Below are 17901 nucleotides of genomic sequence, written 5' to 3'. Positions count from 1 at the left end.
CCCTTAAGTATTTCCCTGAGTTCGGTGCGGGCGGGTCGGTGCGGGGCTCAGGCCTCGAGGAGCGAGGGAACGGCGCCGAGCAGGGTGCGCGTGTACTCCTGCCGGGGGTTGTTGAAGATCTCCTCGGCAGCGCCCAGCTCGAGGATCTCTCCGAGGTACATGACGGCGATCCGGTCGGAGACGTAGCGCACGGTGTTGATGTCGTGACTGATGAACACTAGCCCCAGGCCGAGGGCGGCCTTGAGATCCTGGAGGAGGTTGAGCACCTGGGCGCGCACCGACACGTCCAGGGCGCTGGTGGGCTCGTCGGCGACGATGATGTCGGGATCCAGCGCCAGGGAGCGGGCGATGGCCACGCGCTGGCGCTGGCCGCCCGAGATCTGCCTGGGCAGGACGTCCAGGGCGCTGGGAGGCAGGCCGACCAGGTGGAGGAGGTCCTTGACCTTGGCCTCGCGCTCCCTGGGCGAGCCGATGCCGTGGACGTTGAGCGGGTCGATGAGGGTGTCGTGCACGATCATGCGGGGGTTCAGCGCCGTGGCCGGGTCCTGGAAGACGACCGAGACGGAGCGCCCCAGGGTCCTGCGGTCCGCGGCGGTGCGCCCCAGAGCGCGCCCCTTGAAGTAGACCTCGCCGCGGGTCAGGGGCTGCAGGCCGACCATGACGCGGGCGGTGGTCGACTTCCCGCAGCCGGACTCCCCCACCAGGCCGAGGGTCTCGCCGCGTCTGACGCTCAGCGAGACGTCGTTGACGGCGTGGACCGTGTCGGGGCGCAAGAGCCTGCCGGTGCGGGACTTGTGAATGACGTGCGCATGGCGCAGCTCGATGACCGGGTCGGTCTCGGGGTTCCAGGTGCTGGCGGTGTCGTCGGGCATCAGTGGGCCTCCTTCTCGAGGACCGCCTCGAGCTCGGGCGTGATGGCGTAGTAGTGCTCGGTGCTTCCGGCCACCGGCTTGAGGACGGGCCGGCTCTCCAGACCGACCTCGGGGTGGGAGGACCTGGGGGCGAAGCGGTCGCCCTTGACGAACTCCTTCGGGCTCGGGACGGTGCCGCGCACCTGGTGCAGGCGCTTGGAGCCCGCCTCGATGGACAGGACCGCTCCCAGCAGGCCGCGGGTGTACTCGTGGACGGGGTTGGTCAGCAGCTCGGAGGTCCCGGCCTGCTCGACGACCTGTCCGGCGTACATGACGGTGACGCGGTGGGCGACCTTGGCGACCAGGGCCAGGTCGTGGCTGACGAAGACCATGGCGAAGCCGAGCCTCTCGCGCAGCTCGTTGAGGAGGTCCACAACCTGCTTCTGGACGGTCACGTCCAGGGCCGTGGTGGGCTCGTCAGCGATGACCAGGCCCGGGTCGCGGGTCAGGGCCATGGCGATGAGCACGCGCTGGCGCTGGCCGCCGGAGAGCTCGTGCGGGTAGCTCTTCAGGGTGCGCACCGGATCCAGGCCGACGAGCTCGAGGAGCTCCTCGGCGCTGCGGGTCCCGCCGCGGGAGGTGAGCTGCTTCATCTGGGAGCGGATGAGCATGGAGGGGTTCAGGGAGCTCAGGGCGTCCTGGTAGATCATGCTCATCTCGTGGCCGCGCAGGGCGTTGTGCTCCTCGGGAGTCATCTGGAGGATGTTCTTGCCCTTGAACAGGATCTCGCCGGTGATGCGCGCCGTCGGGGGCAGCAGCCCCATGACGGCCATGGAGGTGATCGACTTGCCGCAGCCGGACTCTCCCACCAGGCCCATGGTCTCGCCCGGGCGCACCGAGAAGGAGACGTTGTCGACGATGTTGACGTCGCCGTGCTGGACCGGGAAGGCGATGGACAGGTTCCTGACCTCCAGGACGGGCTCGGCCTGCGCATCAGCGTAGACGAGCCGGTCGTCCCGGGCGAGCTCGGCGGCGCGCAGGGCGGCCAGGCGCTCGACCAGCGGGACCTCCTCGGCGGCCGGCTCGATCAGGCCGGTCAGCGCGCTCTTCTGGCCCCCGGGGATCGCGGAGTCGGCGTCGTCGGCGTTGTCGCGCACGGCCGAGTCCGCGTCGTCCCACGCCTTCTCGGTGCTCATGGCCTCCTCGTCGGCCTCGACGTCGACGCGGGCGCGGATGCGCGGGGAGGCCATGGCGTCGGTCAGCCCCTCGGCCAGGACGTTGAGGCACAGGGTCGTGATGAGGATCATCAGGCCGGGGAAGAAGGTCGGCCACCAGTGGCCCGACAGCAGGAGCTCCTTGCCCTCGGAGAGCATATTGCCCCAGGTGGGGGTGTTGACCGACGTGATGCCGGCGCCGATGAAGGACAGCGAGGCCTCGAAGACGATCGCGTCGGCCACGAGCACCGTGGCGTAGACCATGATCGGGGCGATGCAGTTGCGCACCACGTGCTTGGCCAGGATCCAGGGCACGCGCGCGCCCATGACCTTGGAGGCGGCGACGTAGTCCTCACCGAACTGGGCCAGGATGTTCGCACGGACCACGCGCGTGAGCTGCGGGGTGTAGACGACGGCGGTCGCCAGGATGATGACGGGCACGATCGGCAGGCGGGAGGACATGGCCAGGACCAGGACGGCGGCCAGGGCGATGCCGGGGAAGGACATGAGGACGTCGAGAACGCGCATGACGAGCTCGCCGATCCACTTGCGGCTGGTGGCGGCGATGGCTCCGAGGACGGAGGCCAGGGCCAGGGCGATGCCCGTGGCGCTCAGGCCGACGACGAGTGAGACCCTGGCGCCGTAGACGGCGCGGGAGAAGATGTCGCGGCTGGGCTTGTCGGTCCCGAAGAGGTGGTCCGGCGAGGGGCGCACGGCGGGGTCGTAGGTGACGATGTCCGGGCCGCCCTGCACGTGGACGGTCGTCTCCGCGGTCGCCAGGCCGGTGGCGCCGGGGTCGTAGGGAGCCACGATCGGGGCGAAGACCGCCATGGCGACGATCACGAGCAGGACGACGACGGCGATCTTGCTGCCGATGGGCAGGTTCCTCCAGCCCTGGAAGCGCATTCCGGGCCTGGAGACCTTGTCGAGTGTGCGGCTGTGCAGCATCAGACGCTCCTGATCCTCGGGTTGACCAGCACATAGAGCATGTCAACGACGATGTTGATAATGATGAATGCCAGCGCCACGGTGATGGACACGCCCTGGACGATGTTGACGTCGTTGCGGGTGACGCCCTGGAAGATGAGCTGCCCCATGCCCTGGATGTTGAAGATCATCTCGATGACGACCGCCCCGCCCATGGCGTAGCCCAGACGCAGGCCGAGCACCGTCAGCGGAGTGATGAGGGCGTTGCGCAGCACGTTGCGGGCCACGACGACCCGCTTGGGGATGCCGGCGCCGATGGCCGTGCGCACGTAGTCGCGGTCGAGCTCCTCGACCATGGCCGTGCGCACCACACGGGTCAGCGTCCCGGTGTTCGGCACGGCGATGGCGACAGCGGGCAGGAAGATCTGGCGCACGTAGGCGGCCGGGTCGTCGCTGAAGGGAGTCCACCTGGTCACCACCGAGGGGAAGGCGCCCGCTGCGCCGGGGATGTCGCCGAACCACTGGATGAGCAGGAGCGCCAGCCAGAACGAGGGCGTGGCCAGGCACAGGATGGAGATGACGCGGATGACCTGGTCCGGCGTCCTGTCCCGGTACAGGGCGGCGACAACGCCCAGGACGGTGGCGGCCACGACTGCGACGAGGATGCCGATGAATGTCAGCTGGAGGGTGATCGGGAAGGCGGTCGACACCATGTCGGAGATCCTCACGCCGGTGAAGGACGTGCCGAGGTCGCCGTGGGCCAGGCCGACGAGATAGTCCCAGAAACGTGTGAGCAGCGGGTCGTTGAGATGGTGGGCTTCGCGATACTGCTCGAGGGCCTCCGGCGTGGCCGATTCTCCGAGTGCGAGGACCGCGGGGTCCGCGGTGGAGAACGACATGACGACGAAGACGAGCAGCGTCACGCCCAGCACCATGATCGGTAGCGCGAGCAGGCGCCGTCCGATCAGGCGGAGGAGGTTGGACACTGTAGTGCTCCTTTGTCCTTGCGCCCGGCCGCGGCGTCCCTGAGGCGCGCGGCCGGGTGAGGAAGACGGTTGAAGGGATGGGGACGACCGGTCAGGCCTGCGTTGAGCCGACGTCCACGAAGGACAGGCCGGGGTAGTTGACGCTGCGGAACGACACGAGGGTCTGGCTGTTGTAGGCCGTCGGCGTCGTGCGGTGGAAGATCGGGTAGAGCGGCACGTTCTGCGAGATGAGGTCGAACGCCTCCTGCCACTTGGAGATCTGCGCCTCACCCTCGACCTGGACGGCGGCGTCGAGGATCGTCTGCAGCTTGGTGTAGGCCTCTGTGCCCTTCCAGTGCATGCGGTCGTTGGCCCACAGGTCGGCGCTGTACCACCACCGCATGAGGAGGTCCGCGTCGTTGCCGAAGACCGAGGGGTCGCCGGGCGCGATGGCGATGTCCCACTTGTCCCCGGCCTTGATGTAGTCGTACAGCTCCTTGGACTTCTTCTCGGTGAAGGTCGCGGACACGCCGAGCGCCTCAAGGTTCTCCTTGATAATCGGACGAGCCCCGGAGAAGAAGCCGTGGTCCGTGGCAATGGCCTCGATGGAGGTGATGCCGGCCTCCGCCAGCAGCGACTTGGCCTTGGCGGCGTCGTAGGTGTAGACCGTCGAGGCCTGCTTGTAGGCGGGGTGGTCCTCCTGCACGAAGCACGTGGCCGCGGTGGCCAGCGTGCCCATACCCGTGGAGCAGATCTTCTCGTAGTCCAGGGCGTACATGATGGCCTGGCGCGCCTTGACGTCGGCGAAGGCGCCCTGGTGGTTGAACATGACGAACACGAGGCTGAACCCCTTGTCCGCGGAGACCGTGATCGGCTCCGTCATCGCGCCGAGGTTCGTCGCCGGCACGGTGTCAATGGCCTGAACGGTGCCGGAGGTGATCGCGTTGGTGCGCGTGGTGTCGTCGGCGAGGACCTGCCATGTCATCTTCTTGGCGAGCGCGGGGTGGGAGCCGTTGTAGCTGTCGTTGCGCTCGAAGACGACGGTCTGGGACGCGGCGCTGTTGTCGGTCATCTTGTACGGCCCGGAGCCGATCGGGTTCATGTCGAAGGCCTTGGGGTCGGCCTCGACCGCCGCCCTGGGAACGATCTTGACGGTGCTGAGCCGCTCCGCGACCAGGGAGTAGGGGTGCTTGGTCTTGATGGTGACCGTGGCGTCGTCCTTGGCCTTCACCGAGTCCAGGAAGGTGAGGAACTGGCTGTAGAGCGAGTTGTTCGCCGGGTCGAGAACGCGCTCGAAGGAGAAGACGACGTCATCGACGGTCACGTCACTGCCGTCGGAGAACTTGGCGCCCTCACGCAGGGTAACCTCATAGGTCGTGTCATCGACCTTTGCGGGCAGGTCCTTGCCGAGGGCGGCGTAGGCCTCGCGGCTGACCGCGTCGAGCTCGGTCAGCCCCTCCATGGTGTGCCAGTTGGCGGCGACGGTCAGACCGGCCGTCGTGGTCATCGGGTCGTAGCCGCTCGTCCCCAGCTCGTAGGAGATGCCCGCCGTGATGGTGCCGTCGGGGTTGACGCTCCCGGAGCCTGAGCCCGAGCCGCCGGACGAGCCGCCGCACGCGGCCAGGGCTGCGGCGAAACCCGCGGCCATCCCCATGGTGGACGTGAGGCGGATGAAGTCGCGGCGGGAAGTACGCGGAGTTGAGATCGCCATTGATGTTCTCCTGAAGTCTGACGTCTGTTGTCTGACGTTGATAGGCTGACTGTAGCAGCTCGGAGGACATCTGACCACATCGTTTACGCTTTCGTGTCGTGACACCCTCCGGGCGGAGGCCCGGCCCAGGGTCCGGACACAGGACAAGCGAGCACAACGATGGAATTCTGGCCACAATGACTGCCATGAAAACGAAGCGAGGCGCCTACGCCTCCATGAACGGGACTGCAACGACGCAGGCCTCGACCGCGATCAACGCCATCAAGGACTACATCCTCCAGTCCCACCTCCACCCCGGGGACCCGCTGCCCACCGAGTCACAGCTGTGCACCGATCTGGGCATGTCCCGCTCGTCCGTCCGCGAGGCCGTCCGCACGCTGGTGGCGCTCGACATCGTCGAGGTGCGCCACGGGCACGGGATGTTCGTCGGCCAGATATCGATGCGCCCCATGGTGGAGTCGCTCGTCTTCCGCGGCCTGCTCAAGCCCGGGGACGACTACCAGGCCCTGCGCGAGGTCGTCGAGGTGCGCGCCACCCTGGACGACTCGCTCGCCGAGCAGGTGATCAGGGTCTGGAAGGGGCGCAGGAACCGCGCGATCGACGCCGTCGTCGAGCAGATGGAGCAGCTCGCCGCCGCGGGCAAGACCTTCACCGAGCAGGATCACCGTTTCCACTCCATGCTCCTGAAGGCCCTGCCCAACCACCTCTTCGGCCACCTCACGGACGCGTTCTGGGCCGTGCACACGCTGACGGTGCCAATGCTGGACGCGCCGCGCCCCGAGGACATCATGCGCACGGCCAGCGCGCACCGCGCCATGCTCGAGGCCGCCCGCGCGGGCGACCGCGACGCCTACCGCGCGGCGGTCAAGGAGCACTACGCCCCGCTCAAGGCCGTCCTCCAGTCCAGCTGACCGCCCCGCCTGTCCGGACCCCTCCGTCCTCCTCCTCTCGCCGAGATCGGTCCGGTTCCGCGTCGAGATCGGTCCGCGTCCGCACCTCCACGTAACGATTCAGTCACAGTATGTACGCGGGTGTGACCCAAGTAATAATCTTGCCCGGTCCCCATCCCAAGGAAACTCCCAGAGAGGAGCCCCCGTGGCGCTCTCAGCACGCGCGCGGTCCGTATGGGCCAAATTCGGCTACGACCCGGAGAGCGACCACTGGCTCCCGCTCTGGCTGCACCTGCTCGACGCCGCCGCTCTCGCCGAGCACCTCGCCGGGCGCTGGCTGGCGCCCACCACCCGGGACCTCATTGAGCGCGAGCTCGCGGACTCCGCCTCAGACCTGAGCCCAACGGAGGAGTTCCGCCTCCTCGCTTCCTGGGTCGCCGGCGTCCACGACATCGGCAAGTGCACCCCGGCCTTCTCCTGCCAGGTCGGGAAGCTGGATGACCGCATGAAGGAGGCGGGACTGAGGCACGAGCAGATCGACCCCCTCGAGCGCCGCAAGGTCCCGCACGCCCTGGCGGGCCACCTGATCCTGAGGTCCTGGCTGACAGGCGAGCACGGCTGGGGGCACGGACCCGCCAACGCGCTGGCATCCGTCGTCGGCGCCCACCACGGCATCCCGCCCACGAGGGCGGCCCTCACCAACGAACTCAGCGGGCACGAGCACCTCCTGGGCGGCGAGGCGTGGGCCGCCGCCCAGCGCGAGCTCCTCGACCTGGTCACCGCCCGCACCGGTGCGGGGCCCCTGCTGCCCGGCTGGGCGCAGCGGCGGTGGTCCCAGCCCTTCCTCGTCGAGCTCTCGGGCCTGGTCATCGTGGCGGACTGGATCGCCTCCACGGAGGCGTACTTCCCTCTTCTTCCCCTGGACGACGACGGCGCGCACCTGCTCGACCCCGACGCCCACGCCCGACGCGCGGACGCCGGCCTGTCCCGCCTGGAGATTCCCGCGCCGTGGCGGCCCCGGGACGACGGCGCCGACCCCGACTCGCTGCTCGCCCAGCGCTTCGACCTGCCCGCCGGCGCCCGCGCCACCGACGTGCAGGCGCGCACCCTGGCGGCGGCCCGCGCCATGGAGCTGCCGGGGCTGCTCGTCGTCGAGGAGTCCACGGGAGGGGGCAAGACCGAGGCCGCCCTCATGGCCGCCGAGGTGCTCGCCGCCCGGACCGGCCGGGCCGGGGTGCTCTTCGCCCTGCCCACCCAGGCGACGACGGACGCCATGTTCTCCCGAGAGCTGTCCTGGCTGGAACGGATCGAGGAGGCCTACGCCGCCGGGGGCGCGCCGTCGGACTTCGCAGTCCAGCTCCTGCACGGCCGCGCCCGGCTCAACGAGGAGACCCGACCGCTGCGGCGGCGCGGCTACGAGATCCGAGACCGGCTCCTGGGGGCGCTGGGCGGCCAGGACTACGACGTCCCGCGCCCCACCGGAATCGGCTGGGACGAGGAGGAGGCTCGCAGTGGTCAGGCAGCCGGCGCCGAGAGGCACCGTCGCGCCGACCTGGCCATCCTGTCCTGGTTCAACGGGCGCAAGAAGGCGATGCTCTCCGACTTCGTCGTCACCACGGTGGACCACCTGCTCTTCGGGGCCATGCGCTCCCCGCACCTGGCCATGCGGCACCTGGGGCTGAGCCGCAAGGTGGTCGTCGTCGATGAGGTGCACTCCTACTCCACCTACATGAACGTCTACCTGGACCGGGTCCTGACCTGGCTCGCCTCCTACGGGGTGCCCGTGGTGCTCCTGTCGGCCACCCTGTCCGAGGCGCGCTGCACCGCCCTGGTCGACGCCTACCGGCGCGGCCTGCGCCTGGCCGCGGGCGAGCGGGTGCCCAGGCGGCCCGCCCCCGAGACCGTGCGCACCCCCTTCCCCTGCCTGGTCGCCGCGGGGCGCGAGCGCACCGAGGTCGTCCCGACGTCGGCGTCGGGACGTCGCAGCACGGTGCGCGTCAGGCGACTCACGAGGGACGCCCTGGTCCCGCTCCTGACGGAGTCGCTCGCCGACGGCGGGTGCGCGCTCGTGGTCCGCAACACGGTGCGGCGCGCCCAGGAGACCTACGAGGTGCTGCGCGAGACCTTCGGCGAGGACGTGAGCCTCAACCACGCCCGCTTCACCATCCGCGACCGCCTCGCCAAGGACGACGACCTCCTCCGCCGCTTCGGGCCGCCGCGCGCCCGCCCCAGCCGGCCGCGCCGGGCGATCGTTGTGGCCACGCAGGTGGTGGAGCAGTCCCTCGACGTCGACTTCGACCTGCTGGTGAGTGACCTGGCCCCCATTGACCTGGTCCTCCAGCGCATGGGGCGCCTTCACCGCCATGAGCGGCAGCGGCCCGTCCGGCTCACCACGCCGACCTGCTACGTGGACTGGCTGCCCGCCACCGCCTCGGACGACCCGGTCGTGGAGGCTGGCGCCAAGGCGATCTACGGGGAGCAGGACATGCTCATGAGCGCGGCCGCCCTGGACCGGGTGCTCGGCGGCCCCGGCGTCGTGACCGTGCCCGACGACGTCCACGACCTCATCGAGGCCGTCTACGGAGCCGACGCCCCGGTGCCGCCGCGCTGGCAGGGGGCCGTCGCCCGGGCCCGGGAGGCCCATGCCGAGGAGGGGCGGAAGAAGCACGACGCCGCTCAGGGCTTCCTCCTGAACGAGCCGGAGCAAGCGGGGAGGAGCACCTCGCTGATCGGCTGGCTGCACACGACCGCCTCCGACAGTGAGGACAAGGGGCGTGCTCAGGTCCGCGACGGCGAGGACTCCCTGGAGGTCATCCTCCTGGAGCTGCGCCGGGTGGGCGGCCAGGAGGAGCTGCGCACCCTGCCGCGCCGGTCTGGCGAACCGGGGCTCATTATCCCGACCGACCGCGTCCCGGACCCGAAGGTCGTGCGAGCCATGGTGATGTCCGCGGTGAGGCTGCCCGCGAGCCTGTCCAACGCGCGCGCCATCGACAAGGTCATCCAAGAGCTCGAGATTCGTGTCGTACCCGCCTGGCAGGATGACCGCGACCTTCAGGGGCAGCTGTTCCTTCTCCTGGAGGACGGCCGGGCACAGCTGGCCGGCACCACGCTCGAGTACTCCCCATTCACCGGACTGAAGGAGGTCCGTTCCCAATGACACCCATGAGGCCCAGCTTCAATCTTCTGGACGAGCCCTGGATACGGGTGACCCGGCTCGACGGCGCGTCCGACGAGGTCTCGCTGCTGGCCGTCTTCCGCGAGGCGGCGGACATCTCCGGCATCCACGGCGAGATCGCCAGCCAGGACGTGGCCATCCTGCGCCTGCTCCTGGCCATCTGCCACCGCACCATGGGCGGGCCGGAGAACATGGACACCTGGGAGGAGTACTGGAACGACCCCGGCAGGCTCGGGCGCGACGCCGTCGCCTACCTCGAGAGCTACCGGGACCGCTTCGACCTGCGCGACCCGGAGCGCCCCTTCTTCCAGGTGGCGGGGATCCACGCCGCCTCGGGGAAGACCTCCGGCCTGGAGTCCCTCATTGCGGACGTCCCCAACGGGGACCCCTTCTTCACCACCCGGATCGCCCAGGGCCTGGAGTCCGTCAACTGGGCGGAAGCGGCCCGGTGGCTGGTGCACGTCCACGCCTTCGATCCCTCCGGCATACGCACAGGCGCTGTTGGCAACCCACAGACCAAGGGCGGCAGGACCTACCCCATTGGTCCCGGCTGGACGGGGCAGATCGGTGTCGTGTCCGTGACCGGGCAGGATCTGGAGCGCACCCTGCTGCTCAATACCGTCGTCTGCGAGGTGGCCGACGGCCTCGACGTGGACCCGGCCACGGACCTGCCTCCGTGGGAGTGTGAGCCGGACACCCCCGCGGGCTCGCTCACCCTGGGGCCCACCGGTCCGGTGTCCTGCTACACGTGGCAGACACGCCGCGTCCTCCTCCACGGCGATACCCGTGTCACCAGCCTGTTCCTGGGCAACGGGGACAAGGCGACCCCCCAGAACCGCTACCTGGTCGAGCCCATGACCGCATGGCGCTACTCCGAGCCGCAGACCAGGAAGCTCAAGGCCACCGTCTACATGCCCCGTAAGCTGCCGACGGACCGGGCCTTCTGGCGAGGGCTGTCCACGCTCGTCGCCCAGCTGAGCCCCCGGGTCACGGTCAAGGGCGCCGGGGACGTGCCCCGGTACCGCTCCCCCGGTGTCGTCTCCTTCTACCAGGAGCTCATGCTCCAAGGCATTGTGCCGCTGACCGGCCTCATCCCCCTGCACGCCGTCGGCATGGAGTATGGCGCCCAGGAAGCGGTCGTCACCGAGCTCGTCGATGACGCTCTCTCGCTGCCGGCCGGCCTGCTGGATCCGGGCAGCAGGCGGCTGGTCGGGGTTGTCCACGACGCCATGGAGGAGACGGAGGGCGTCGCCTCCGCGCTGCGGAACCTGGCCGCGAACCTGGACAGGGCGCGGGGCGGGAGCCCGGACACGGCCTCGGCCGCACGGGGTCGCGCCGGGGCCGCCTTCTACCAGGTCATTGACGAGAGCTTCCCCACCTGGCTGGCCTCCCTCGACGGCGCCGACCCCGCTGTGGCCCGCGACCAGTGGCGCACCCTGCTGCGCTCCGAGGCCTGGAGGCAGCAGGAGGCGCTCGCCTCCGCCGCCTCCGACACCGCCTTCGCCGGGCGAGGGGAGGGCAAGGGGCGCATGGACATCGGTCGCGCTCTGCTCTACTTCCGCGCCGCCCTCAATAAGGCGGTGCCGCCACCCGAACCGCAGGACGCAGCCGTCGAGAACGGAGAAAGGACATCAGCATGACGACGCCGGACACCAGCACGCCCCCAGACACTGCGGGCGCCGCACCGCCCAGGCCCCGGCGGCCCCGCCTGGAAGATACTGGCCGCCTCGTGGACAGCCGCCTCAGCGGCGAGAGCGGCCTGCAGAACCGCTACCTTCACAACGAGGCCCGGGCCCGCGGGGAGCTGGCAGCGCTGCGCGGCGCCGTGGCCAGAGAGCCCGGCGAGGTGCCCGATACCTGGGAGCTCACCCAGGTGGAGGTCCCGGACTATGCGGGCGACGCCCCCACCCGGGAGGAGATCGCCGTCCACACCGCCATGACCCTCTACGCCGTGCACCAGCAGTCCCGGACCATACCCATGTTCCGCCCCGGCGTCGGGCTGGGCCGGGCCGCTCGAGAGCTGGTGGGATGGGACGAGGAGAACCCGTCCGCCCAGAAGCGCTTCAACGCCCTGGTCACCTCGACCACCGTCGCCGAGCTGCGCCACCACCTGCGGGGTTTCGTCTCGCTGCTGAGGGCCCGGGACATCGCCCTGGACCACGCCATGCTCGCCGACAGCATCGTCCGCTTCCAGCGTCCGAACGGGGCCAAACAGGTCCGCCTCGCCTGGGCCCGCCAGTACTACTCCCTGTCCCCAGCCGACGACGCCGACGCGGCGCCCCGCACCGACCACAACACCACCACACCGACCCCGGAGAACTGATTATGAGCACCTACGTCGATATCCACGTCATCCAGAGCCTTCCCCCCTCCTGCGTCAACCGGGACGACTCGGGCTCCCCCAAGTCCGCCGTCTACGGGGGCGTGCGGCGCCTGCGGGTCTCCAGCCAGTCCTGGAAGCGGGCCGCCCGCCTGTACTTCAACAACCTCCTGGACGCCTCCGACGTCGGCGTGCGCACCAAGCGGGTTGCCGAGCTGCTCGCCGCCCAGATCGCTGAGGACGCCCCCGACCTCGCGGAGAGCGCCCCCGACCTGGTCGGAGAAGTTTTCAAGCTGGCCAAGATCAAGCTCTCGGCCCCACGTAAGAAGGACGGGCCGCTGGAGTCCGGCTACCTCCTGTTCCTGTCCACCAGCCAGATCGCACGCCTGGCCGAGCTCGCCATCGCCGCCGCGCGCAGTGGCGAGGCGCTCGACGCCAAGGCGGTCAAGAAGATCTTCAAGGAGGCGCACGCCGTCGATATCGCCCTGTTCGGCCGCATGGTCGCCGACAACACCGACCTCAATATCGACGCCGCCTGCCAGGTGGCCCACGCCATCTCCACGCACGCCGCGCAGAACGAGTACGACTTCTTCACCGCCGTCGACGACGAGAAGAGCCGCTCCGAGGAGGAGGACGCCGGCGCCGGCATGATGGGCACGGTCGAGTTCTCCTCGGCGACCATGTACCGGTACGCCACCGTCAATGTCGACATGCTGCGGCACAACCTCGGGGACGGGCAGGCCGCGCTGCGGGCGCTGGAGGTCTTCATCAGGGGCTTCTGCCTGTCCATGCCCACCGGCAAGCAGAACACCTTCGCCAACCGCACGGTGCCGGAGGCCGTCGTCGTCGCTGTGCGCGAGGACCAGCCCGTCTCCCTCGCAGGGGCCTTCGAGGAGGCGGTCCCCGCGGACGCGGCCCACGGATACGTGGCCCGCTCGGTGGAGGCGCTGGCCCGGCACGCGGCAACGATCGAGGACAACTACGGCCTGGAGCCGCTGCGCAGCTTCGTCGTCGCGCTCACCGACAGCAACGCCGTCGCCTCGCTCGGGGAGCGGGTGTCCTTCACCGACCTGCCGGAGCGGGTCCGCGAGGTCGTGGCTCCGCGCCTGCCCGGTCAGGAGCAGGCCTGATGGCTGTCCTCCTCCTGCGGCTCGCGGGCCCCATGCAGGCGTGGGGGGTGAAGTCCCGGTTCACAGTGAGGGCCACCGAGCTCGCACCGACCAAGAGCGGCGTCATCGGCATGCTGGCCTCCGCCGTCGGGCGGCGCAGAATCGATCCGATCGAGGACCTCCTCGCCCTGCGCTTCGGCGTGCGCAAGGACCAGCCCGGCAGCGTCATCCGGGACTTCCACACCGCCGTGCCCACCGACGGCCGCAAGCCCATGCCGCTGTCCAACCGCTACTACCTGGCCGACGCCGTCTTCCTCGCCGGCATCGAGGGCGACCGGGCGCTCCTGGAGGGCATTGACGAGGCCCTGCGGCACCCGGCCTTCCCGCTGTACCTCGGCAGGCGCTCCTGCCCGCCGACGCACCCGGTGTCCCTGGGGCTGCGGGAGGCGGCGCTGCTCGACGCTCTGCGGGCCGAGCCGTGGCTCGCCTCAGAGTGGTTCCGTCGTCGGCGCCGCGAGGGCCTCAACGCGGAGATCCTCATCGACCAGGAGGCCGTGCCCGTCGAGGAGCGGGCGGGTGACGCCCGGGGCAGTCGGGACGTCCCGCTGTCCTTCGACCCCCGGCGTCGCGACTACGGCTTCCGGGAGGTCGAACGGCTCATGGTGCGGGTCGGAGCCCCCGAGCCGGACGCGCACGATCCCATGGCTGAGCTGGAGGAGGCGGGCCTGTGTTTCTGACGAAGATCGAGCTCGATCCGGCTCGCCGCCTCGCACGCAAGTACCTGGGCTCGCCCCAGGTCATGCACGCCGTCGTCCTGAAGGCCACCGGGGGCGACGACGGGGACGGGCCCGGACGCGTCCTGTGGAGGGTGGACGGAAGGGCCCGGGGCACGACGGCGTCGCTGTACCTGCTCTCGCCGTCGGAGCCCGACTGCTCCCAGATCATCCAGGAGGCGGGGACCGCCGGCGAGCAAGCGCGCACCCTCGACTACTCGCCGTTCCTGGAGCGGCTGGGAGCCGGGCAGCAGTGGGCCTTCCGCCTGGCGGCCAACCCCTCCTACTCGGCCTCCCGAGGGCCGGGCGCACGCGGGAAGCGGTTCGGACACGTCACGGTCGAGCAGCAGCGGCAGTGGCTGGTCGCCCGTGCCCCGGGGTACGGATTCGAGCTCGCGCCGGTCGATGACGAGGGCGCCGACACCTCGGTCGTCGTCGTCCGCCGGGAGCGGCCCGTCTTCAGGCGGGAGAATCCGACCCGTCGCGCGCGCGACCGCGTCACGATCAACCGGACCGTCTACGAGGGCGTTCTGCGCGTCACCGACGCCGAGGCGCTGCGTCGCGCGCTCGTGGCCGGGATCGGCCGGTCCAAGGCCTACGGCTGCGGGCTCATGACGCTGGCTCGGGTGAGGCAGGACTGACGATGGCCAGGATGCTGCCGGTCCCCGTGACGGCGCTCCCCCGCGTCCAGGACCGGATGTCCTTCCTCTACCTGGAGCACTGCGTCGTCCACCGGCAGGATGGTGCCCTGACCGCCCGCGATGACAAGGGCACCGTCCACGTCCCGGCGGCGTCGCTAGTGGCGGTCTTCCTCGGGCCGGGGACGTCAGTGAGCCACCAGGCGATGAGTCTGCTCGGTGAGTGCGGGACGACGGCGGTCTGGGTCGGTGAGCGCGGCGTGCGCTACTACGCGCACGGCCGGTCGCTGGCGACCTCCACCCGGCTGCTTGTGGAGCAGGCGACCCGTGTCTCCTCGCCTCAGAAGCGTCTGCGCGTGGCGCGCGAGATGTACTGCATGCGGTTCAGCGGCGAGGACGTCGACGGGCTGACCATGCAGCAGCTCAGAGGCCGGGAGGGCGCCCGGGTTCGCCAGGTGTACCGGGAGAACTCCCGGCGCACCGGCGTCCCGTGGACGCGGCGGGACTACCGCCCCGACAACTTCGAGGCCTCGGACCCGATCAACCAGGCGCTGTCAGCCGCGCATGCCGCACTGTACGGGATCGTCCACGGCGTGATCGTCTCCCTGGGCTGCTCGCCGGGCCTCGGTTTCGTCCACACCGGACACGAGCGCTCCTTCGTGTACGACGTCGCGGACCTGTACAAGGCCGAGACCACGATCCCGATCGCCTTCGACGTGGTCGCCGAGAGGATGGACGACCTCACCGGGACGACCAGGCGGCGCGTGAGGGACAAGGTCTTCGAGCTGAAGATCATCGAGCGGACGGTCAGGGACATCTACCGGCTGTTCGAGGTCGAGGACGCAGAGGACCTGGGTGTCAATGTGGTCTCCCTGTGGGACTACCAGCGGAACGCTGTTGCCGGTGGCTCGAACTACGCCGGAGAGGACGTGGGAGGATGGTAGTGCTGATCCTTTCGGCCGCCCCAGCCTCCTTGCGCGGCTCCATGACCCGCTGGCTGCTCGAGGTCTCCCCCGGAGTCTTCGTCGGGCGCCTTTCGGCCCGCGTGCGCGAGCAACTGTGGGAGCTGGTCCGCGCCTACATCGGCGAGGGGCGCGCCCTGCTGATCTGGTCGGTGCGCTCCGAGCAGCGCTTCGCGATCGCGTCGCTGGGGCATGAGCGCGAGCCGGTCGACGTTGAGGGCTGCCTGGTCATGCGCACGCCATACCGGCAGATCGAAGGATCACGGGCGATCCCCGGTGCCGTCAAGCCGCCGAAGGAGTCATGGTCGATCGCCGCTCGACGGCGGCGCTACCGCAACGCCTCCGAGCGGGCGCTAGGTCAGCAGTGAAGGCGGAAGCCGTCTGGTAGGGTGGACGATCGTTGGGATTCCAAGGATCGCCAAGTGTAAACCCCGCGCGAGCGGGGATGATCCCGACCAGCACCTCCAAGATGCCGCCGTCAACAAGTAAACCCCGCGCGAGCGGGGATGATCCGCGGGCGATGGCGGCCGCTTATAACGGGTACAGGTAAACCCCGCGCGAGCGGGGATGATCCCTTAATGATGAGCGGCTCTGGTTTTTATGGACGGTAAACCCCGCGCGAGCGGGGATGATCCCGAGATCGTCTGGGTTCGCGTAGGTCTCCATATGTAAACCCCGCGCGAGCGGGGATGATCCGGCGACGCGTCGGAACTCTATGTACCGCTACCTGTAAACCCCGCGCGAGCGGGGATGATCCCAATGGGAACTCGCATCATTCCAGCCATTCGGGGTAAACCCCGCGCGAGCGGGGATGATCCGGATATCCGCGCACCCACATGGACCCCTCGCACGTAAACCCCGCGCGAGCGGGGATGATCCCATGGGCGCCCATCTGATGTCGATTATTCATGGTAAACCCCGCGCGAGCGGGGATGATCCGGAAATCCGCGCACCCACATGGACCCCTCGCACGTAAACCCCGCGCGAGCGGGGATGATCCCATGGGCGCCCATCTGATGTCGATTATTCATGGTAAACCCCGCGCGAGCGGGGATGATCCGACAATAACCTTGAGGTGACGCAGTGGAGCCACGTAAACCCCGCGCGAGCGGGGATGATCCCTTCCACAACCTCATGCCCAATAATTGCGTCCCGTAAACCCCGCGCGAGCGGGGATGATCCCCTCATTACCCATATAAAGTCACTTCTTCTCGTGTAAACCCCGCGCGAGCGGGGATGATCCGAGTAGGAGAATAGTGGAGTAGTGTCAAGAGGAGTAAACCCCGCGCGAGCGGGGATGATCCTGACAAGGCTGCTGCCGCTCAGTGGCCGAATACGTAAACCCCGCGCGAGCGGGGATGATCCTATCACCCATACCCGGCACAGGCGTACCACCAAGTAAACCCCGCGCGAGCGGGGATGATCCTTACGGCCAGAAGTACCTGACGTGCCCTGAGGGGTAAACCCCGCGCGAGCGGGGATGATCCCGGAGGCTTCTGGCACGAGCACTGCGCTGACCTGTAAACCCCGCGCGAGCGGGGATGATCCCCCAAGGATTATGTTCACCATTAATCGGCACAAGTAAACCCCGCGCGAGCGGGGATGATCCCCAGAACGCAGAGCGCCTCAAGGCCATCCAGGAGTAAACCCCGCGCGAGCGGGGATGATCCTATCACTCACTCGCTGTCGGAGTCCGGAGACTGGTAAACCCCGCGCGAGCGGGGATGATCCGGCGGTTAAGCGCGTGAAAGGGGACAGGAAGTGGTAAACCCCGCGCGAGCGGGGATGATCCGGCATGGCGTCGCGGGACAGAATCCTGCCGGCGGTAAACCCCGCGCGAGCGGGGATGATCCTCGCCCGCTCCATCACCAGCGCCGTGATGAACCGTAAACCCCGCGCGAGCGGGGATGATCCGGGCGAAAAAGGCGCCGACGGCATCGACGGCGAGTAAACCCCGCGCGAGCGGGGATGATCCCTTGGAGAGGAGGTCGTAGGCCCTCCCTTGGGTGTAAACCCCGCGCGAGCGGGGATGATCCGGTTCTGGATATTGGTTCTATGACGCGTATTGGGTAAACCCCGCGCGAGCGGGGATGATCCGTCAAGGAACCTGGTGACCTCATCGGGCAGGTAGTAAACCCCGCGCGAGCGGGGATGATCCGCATTCGTCATGTCGGTCGCGGTCTGGGCCTGCGTAAACCCCGCGCGAGCGGGGATGATCCCAGAACCCCGAGCAGTCCGTCACACCTGTCTGAGTAAACCCCGCGCGAGCGGGGATGATCCCTCACCCGGCCGTGGATTCTTCTTCACCCAGACGTAAACCCCGCGCGAGCGGGGATGATCCGCGGGTCAACGACAACCTTGATGTC

General features: G+C 69.1%; 13 protein-coding genes and 1 CRISPR repeat array. Of the genes, 9 read left to right on the top strand and 4 right to left on the bottom strand.

Annotated elements, in window-relative coordinates:
* Positions 1-47 precede the first annotated feature (47 nt).
* The 4 genes from O145_RS15430 to O145_RS15415 form a co-directional block, all read right to left on the bottom strand.
* Entirely contained in the window at positions 48-872 is an 825-nt protein-coding gene (locus O145_RS15430) for an ATP-binding cassette domain-containing protein (protein WP_043564595.1), read from the bottom strand.
* Positions 872-3013, bottom strand: coding sequence for a dipeptide/oligopeptide/nickel ABC transporter permease/ATP-binding protein (locus tag O145_RS15425; protein WP_043564592.1), 2142 nt, complete (start codon positions 3011-3013; stop codon positions 872-874). The genes O145_RS15430 and O145_RS15425 overlap by 1 nt, the downstream gene beginning before the upstream one ends.
* Positions 3013-3978, bottom strand: a complete 966-nt coding sequence (locus tag O145_RS15420; RefSeq protein WP_043564591.1) for an ABC transporter permease — start codon at positions 3976-3978, stop codon at positions 3013-3015. Before O145_RS15420 ends, O145_RS15425 begins: the two co-directional genes overlap by 1 nt.
* 91 nt (positions 3979-4069) lie before the next feature.
* Positions 4070-5668 (bottom strand): ABC transporter substrate-binding protein, encoded by a 1599-nt coding sequence (locus O145_RS15415; RefSeq protein ID WP_043564589.1) that lies wholly within the window; start codon positions 5666-5668, stop codon positions 4070-4072.
* Positions 5669-5853: 185 nt separating this feature from the next.
* Here O145_RS15415 and O145_RS15410 point away from each other — a divergent pair, with 185 nt between their 5' ends.
* From O145_RS15410 to cas2e, 9 genes are all read left to right on the top strand, one after another.
* Positions 5854-6579 (top strand): FadR/GntR family transcriptional regulator, encoded by a 726-nt coding sequence (locus tag O145_RS15410; RefSeq protein WP_043564588.1) that lies wholly within the window; start codon positions 5854-5856, stop codon positions 6577-6579.
* Positions 6580-6763: 184 nt separating this feature from the next.
* Positions 6764-9715, top strand: a complete 2952-nt coding sequence (locus O145_RS15405) for a CRISPR-associated helicase/endonuclease Cas3 (RefSeq protein ID WP_043564586.1) — start codon at positions 6764-6766, stop codon at positions 9713-9715.
* 5 nt (positions 9716-9720) lie between these two features.
* On the top strand, positions 9721-11373 hold the full coding sequence (casA, locus tag O145_RS15400) for a type I-E CRISPR-associated protein Cse1/CasA (RefSeq protein ID WP_043564584.1): 1653 nt from the start codon (positions 9721-9723) through the stop codon (positions 11371-11373).
* A complete protein-coding gene (gene casB / locus O145_RS15395) occupies positions 11370-12056 on the top strand; it encodes a type I-E CRISPR-associated protein Cse2/CasB (RefSeq protein WP_043564582.1) in 687 nt (228 codons plus the stop codon). The genes casA and casB overlap by 4 nt, the downstream gene beginning before the upstream one ends.
* A gap of 2 nt (positions 12057-12058) precedes the next feature.
* On the top strand, positions 12059-13183 hold the full coding sequence (gene cas7e, locus O145_RS15390) for a type I-E CRISPR-associated protein Cas7/Cse4/CasC (protein ID WP_043564581.1): 1125 nt from the start codon (positions 12059-12061) through the stop codon (positions 13181-13183).
* A complete protein-coding gene (gene cas5e, locus O145_RS15385) occupies positions 13183-13899 on the top strand; it encodes a type I-E CRISPR-associated protein Cas5/CasD (protein WP_043564579.1) in 717 nt (238 codons plus the stop codon). The genes cas7e and cas5e overlap by 1 nt, the downstream gene beginning before the upstream one ends.
* Positions 13890-14576, top strand: coding sequence for a type I-E CRISPR-associated protein Cas6/Cse3/CasE (gene cas6e, locus O145_RS15380; protein ID WP_043564577.1), 687 nt, complete (start codon positions 13890-13892; stop codon positions 14574-14576). The genes cas5e and cas6e overlap by 10 nt, the downstream gene beginning before the upstream one ends.
* A 2-nt stretch (positions 14577-14578) precedes the next feature.
* Positions 14579-15517: a type I-E CRISPR-associated endonuclease Cas1e gene (gene cas1e, locus O145_RS15375; protein ID WP_043564575.1), complete on the top strand. Its 939-nt coding sequence runs from the start codon at positions 14579-14581 to the stop codon at positions 15515-15517.
* Positions 15511-15903 (top strand): type I-E CRISPR-associated endoribonuclease Cas2e, encoded by a 393-nt coding sequence (gene cas2e, locus O145_RS15370; RefSeq protein WP_043564574.1) that lies wholly within the window; start codon positions 15511-15513, stop codon positions 15901-15903. The genes cas1e and cas2e overlap by 7 nt, the downstream gene beginning before the upstream one ends.
* 56 nt (positions 15904-15959) lie before the next feature.
* Positions 15960-17876: a CRISPR direct-repeat array (repeat unit 28 nt; unit sequence GTAAACCCCGCGCGAGCGGGGATGATCC).
* Positions 17877-17901: the final 25 nt, after the last annotated feature.

Origin of the sequence: Actinomyces israelii DSM 43320 (assembly GCF_000711965.1) — a bacterium.
Taxonomy (GTDB): domain Bacteria; phylum Actinomycetota; class Actinomycetes; order Actinomycetales; family Actinomycetaceae; genus Actinomyces; species Actinomyces israelii.
Note: the sequence above shows the minus strand (reverse complement) of the source record. Positions and strands in the feature narration are given on the sequence as shown.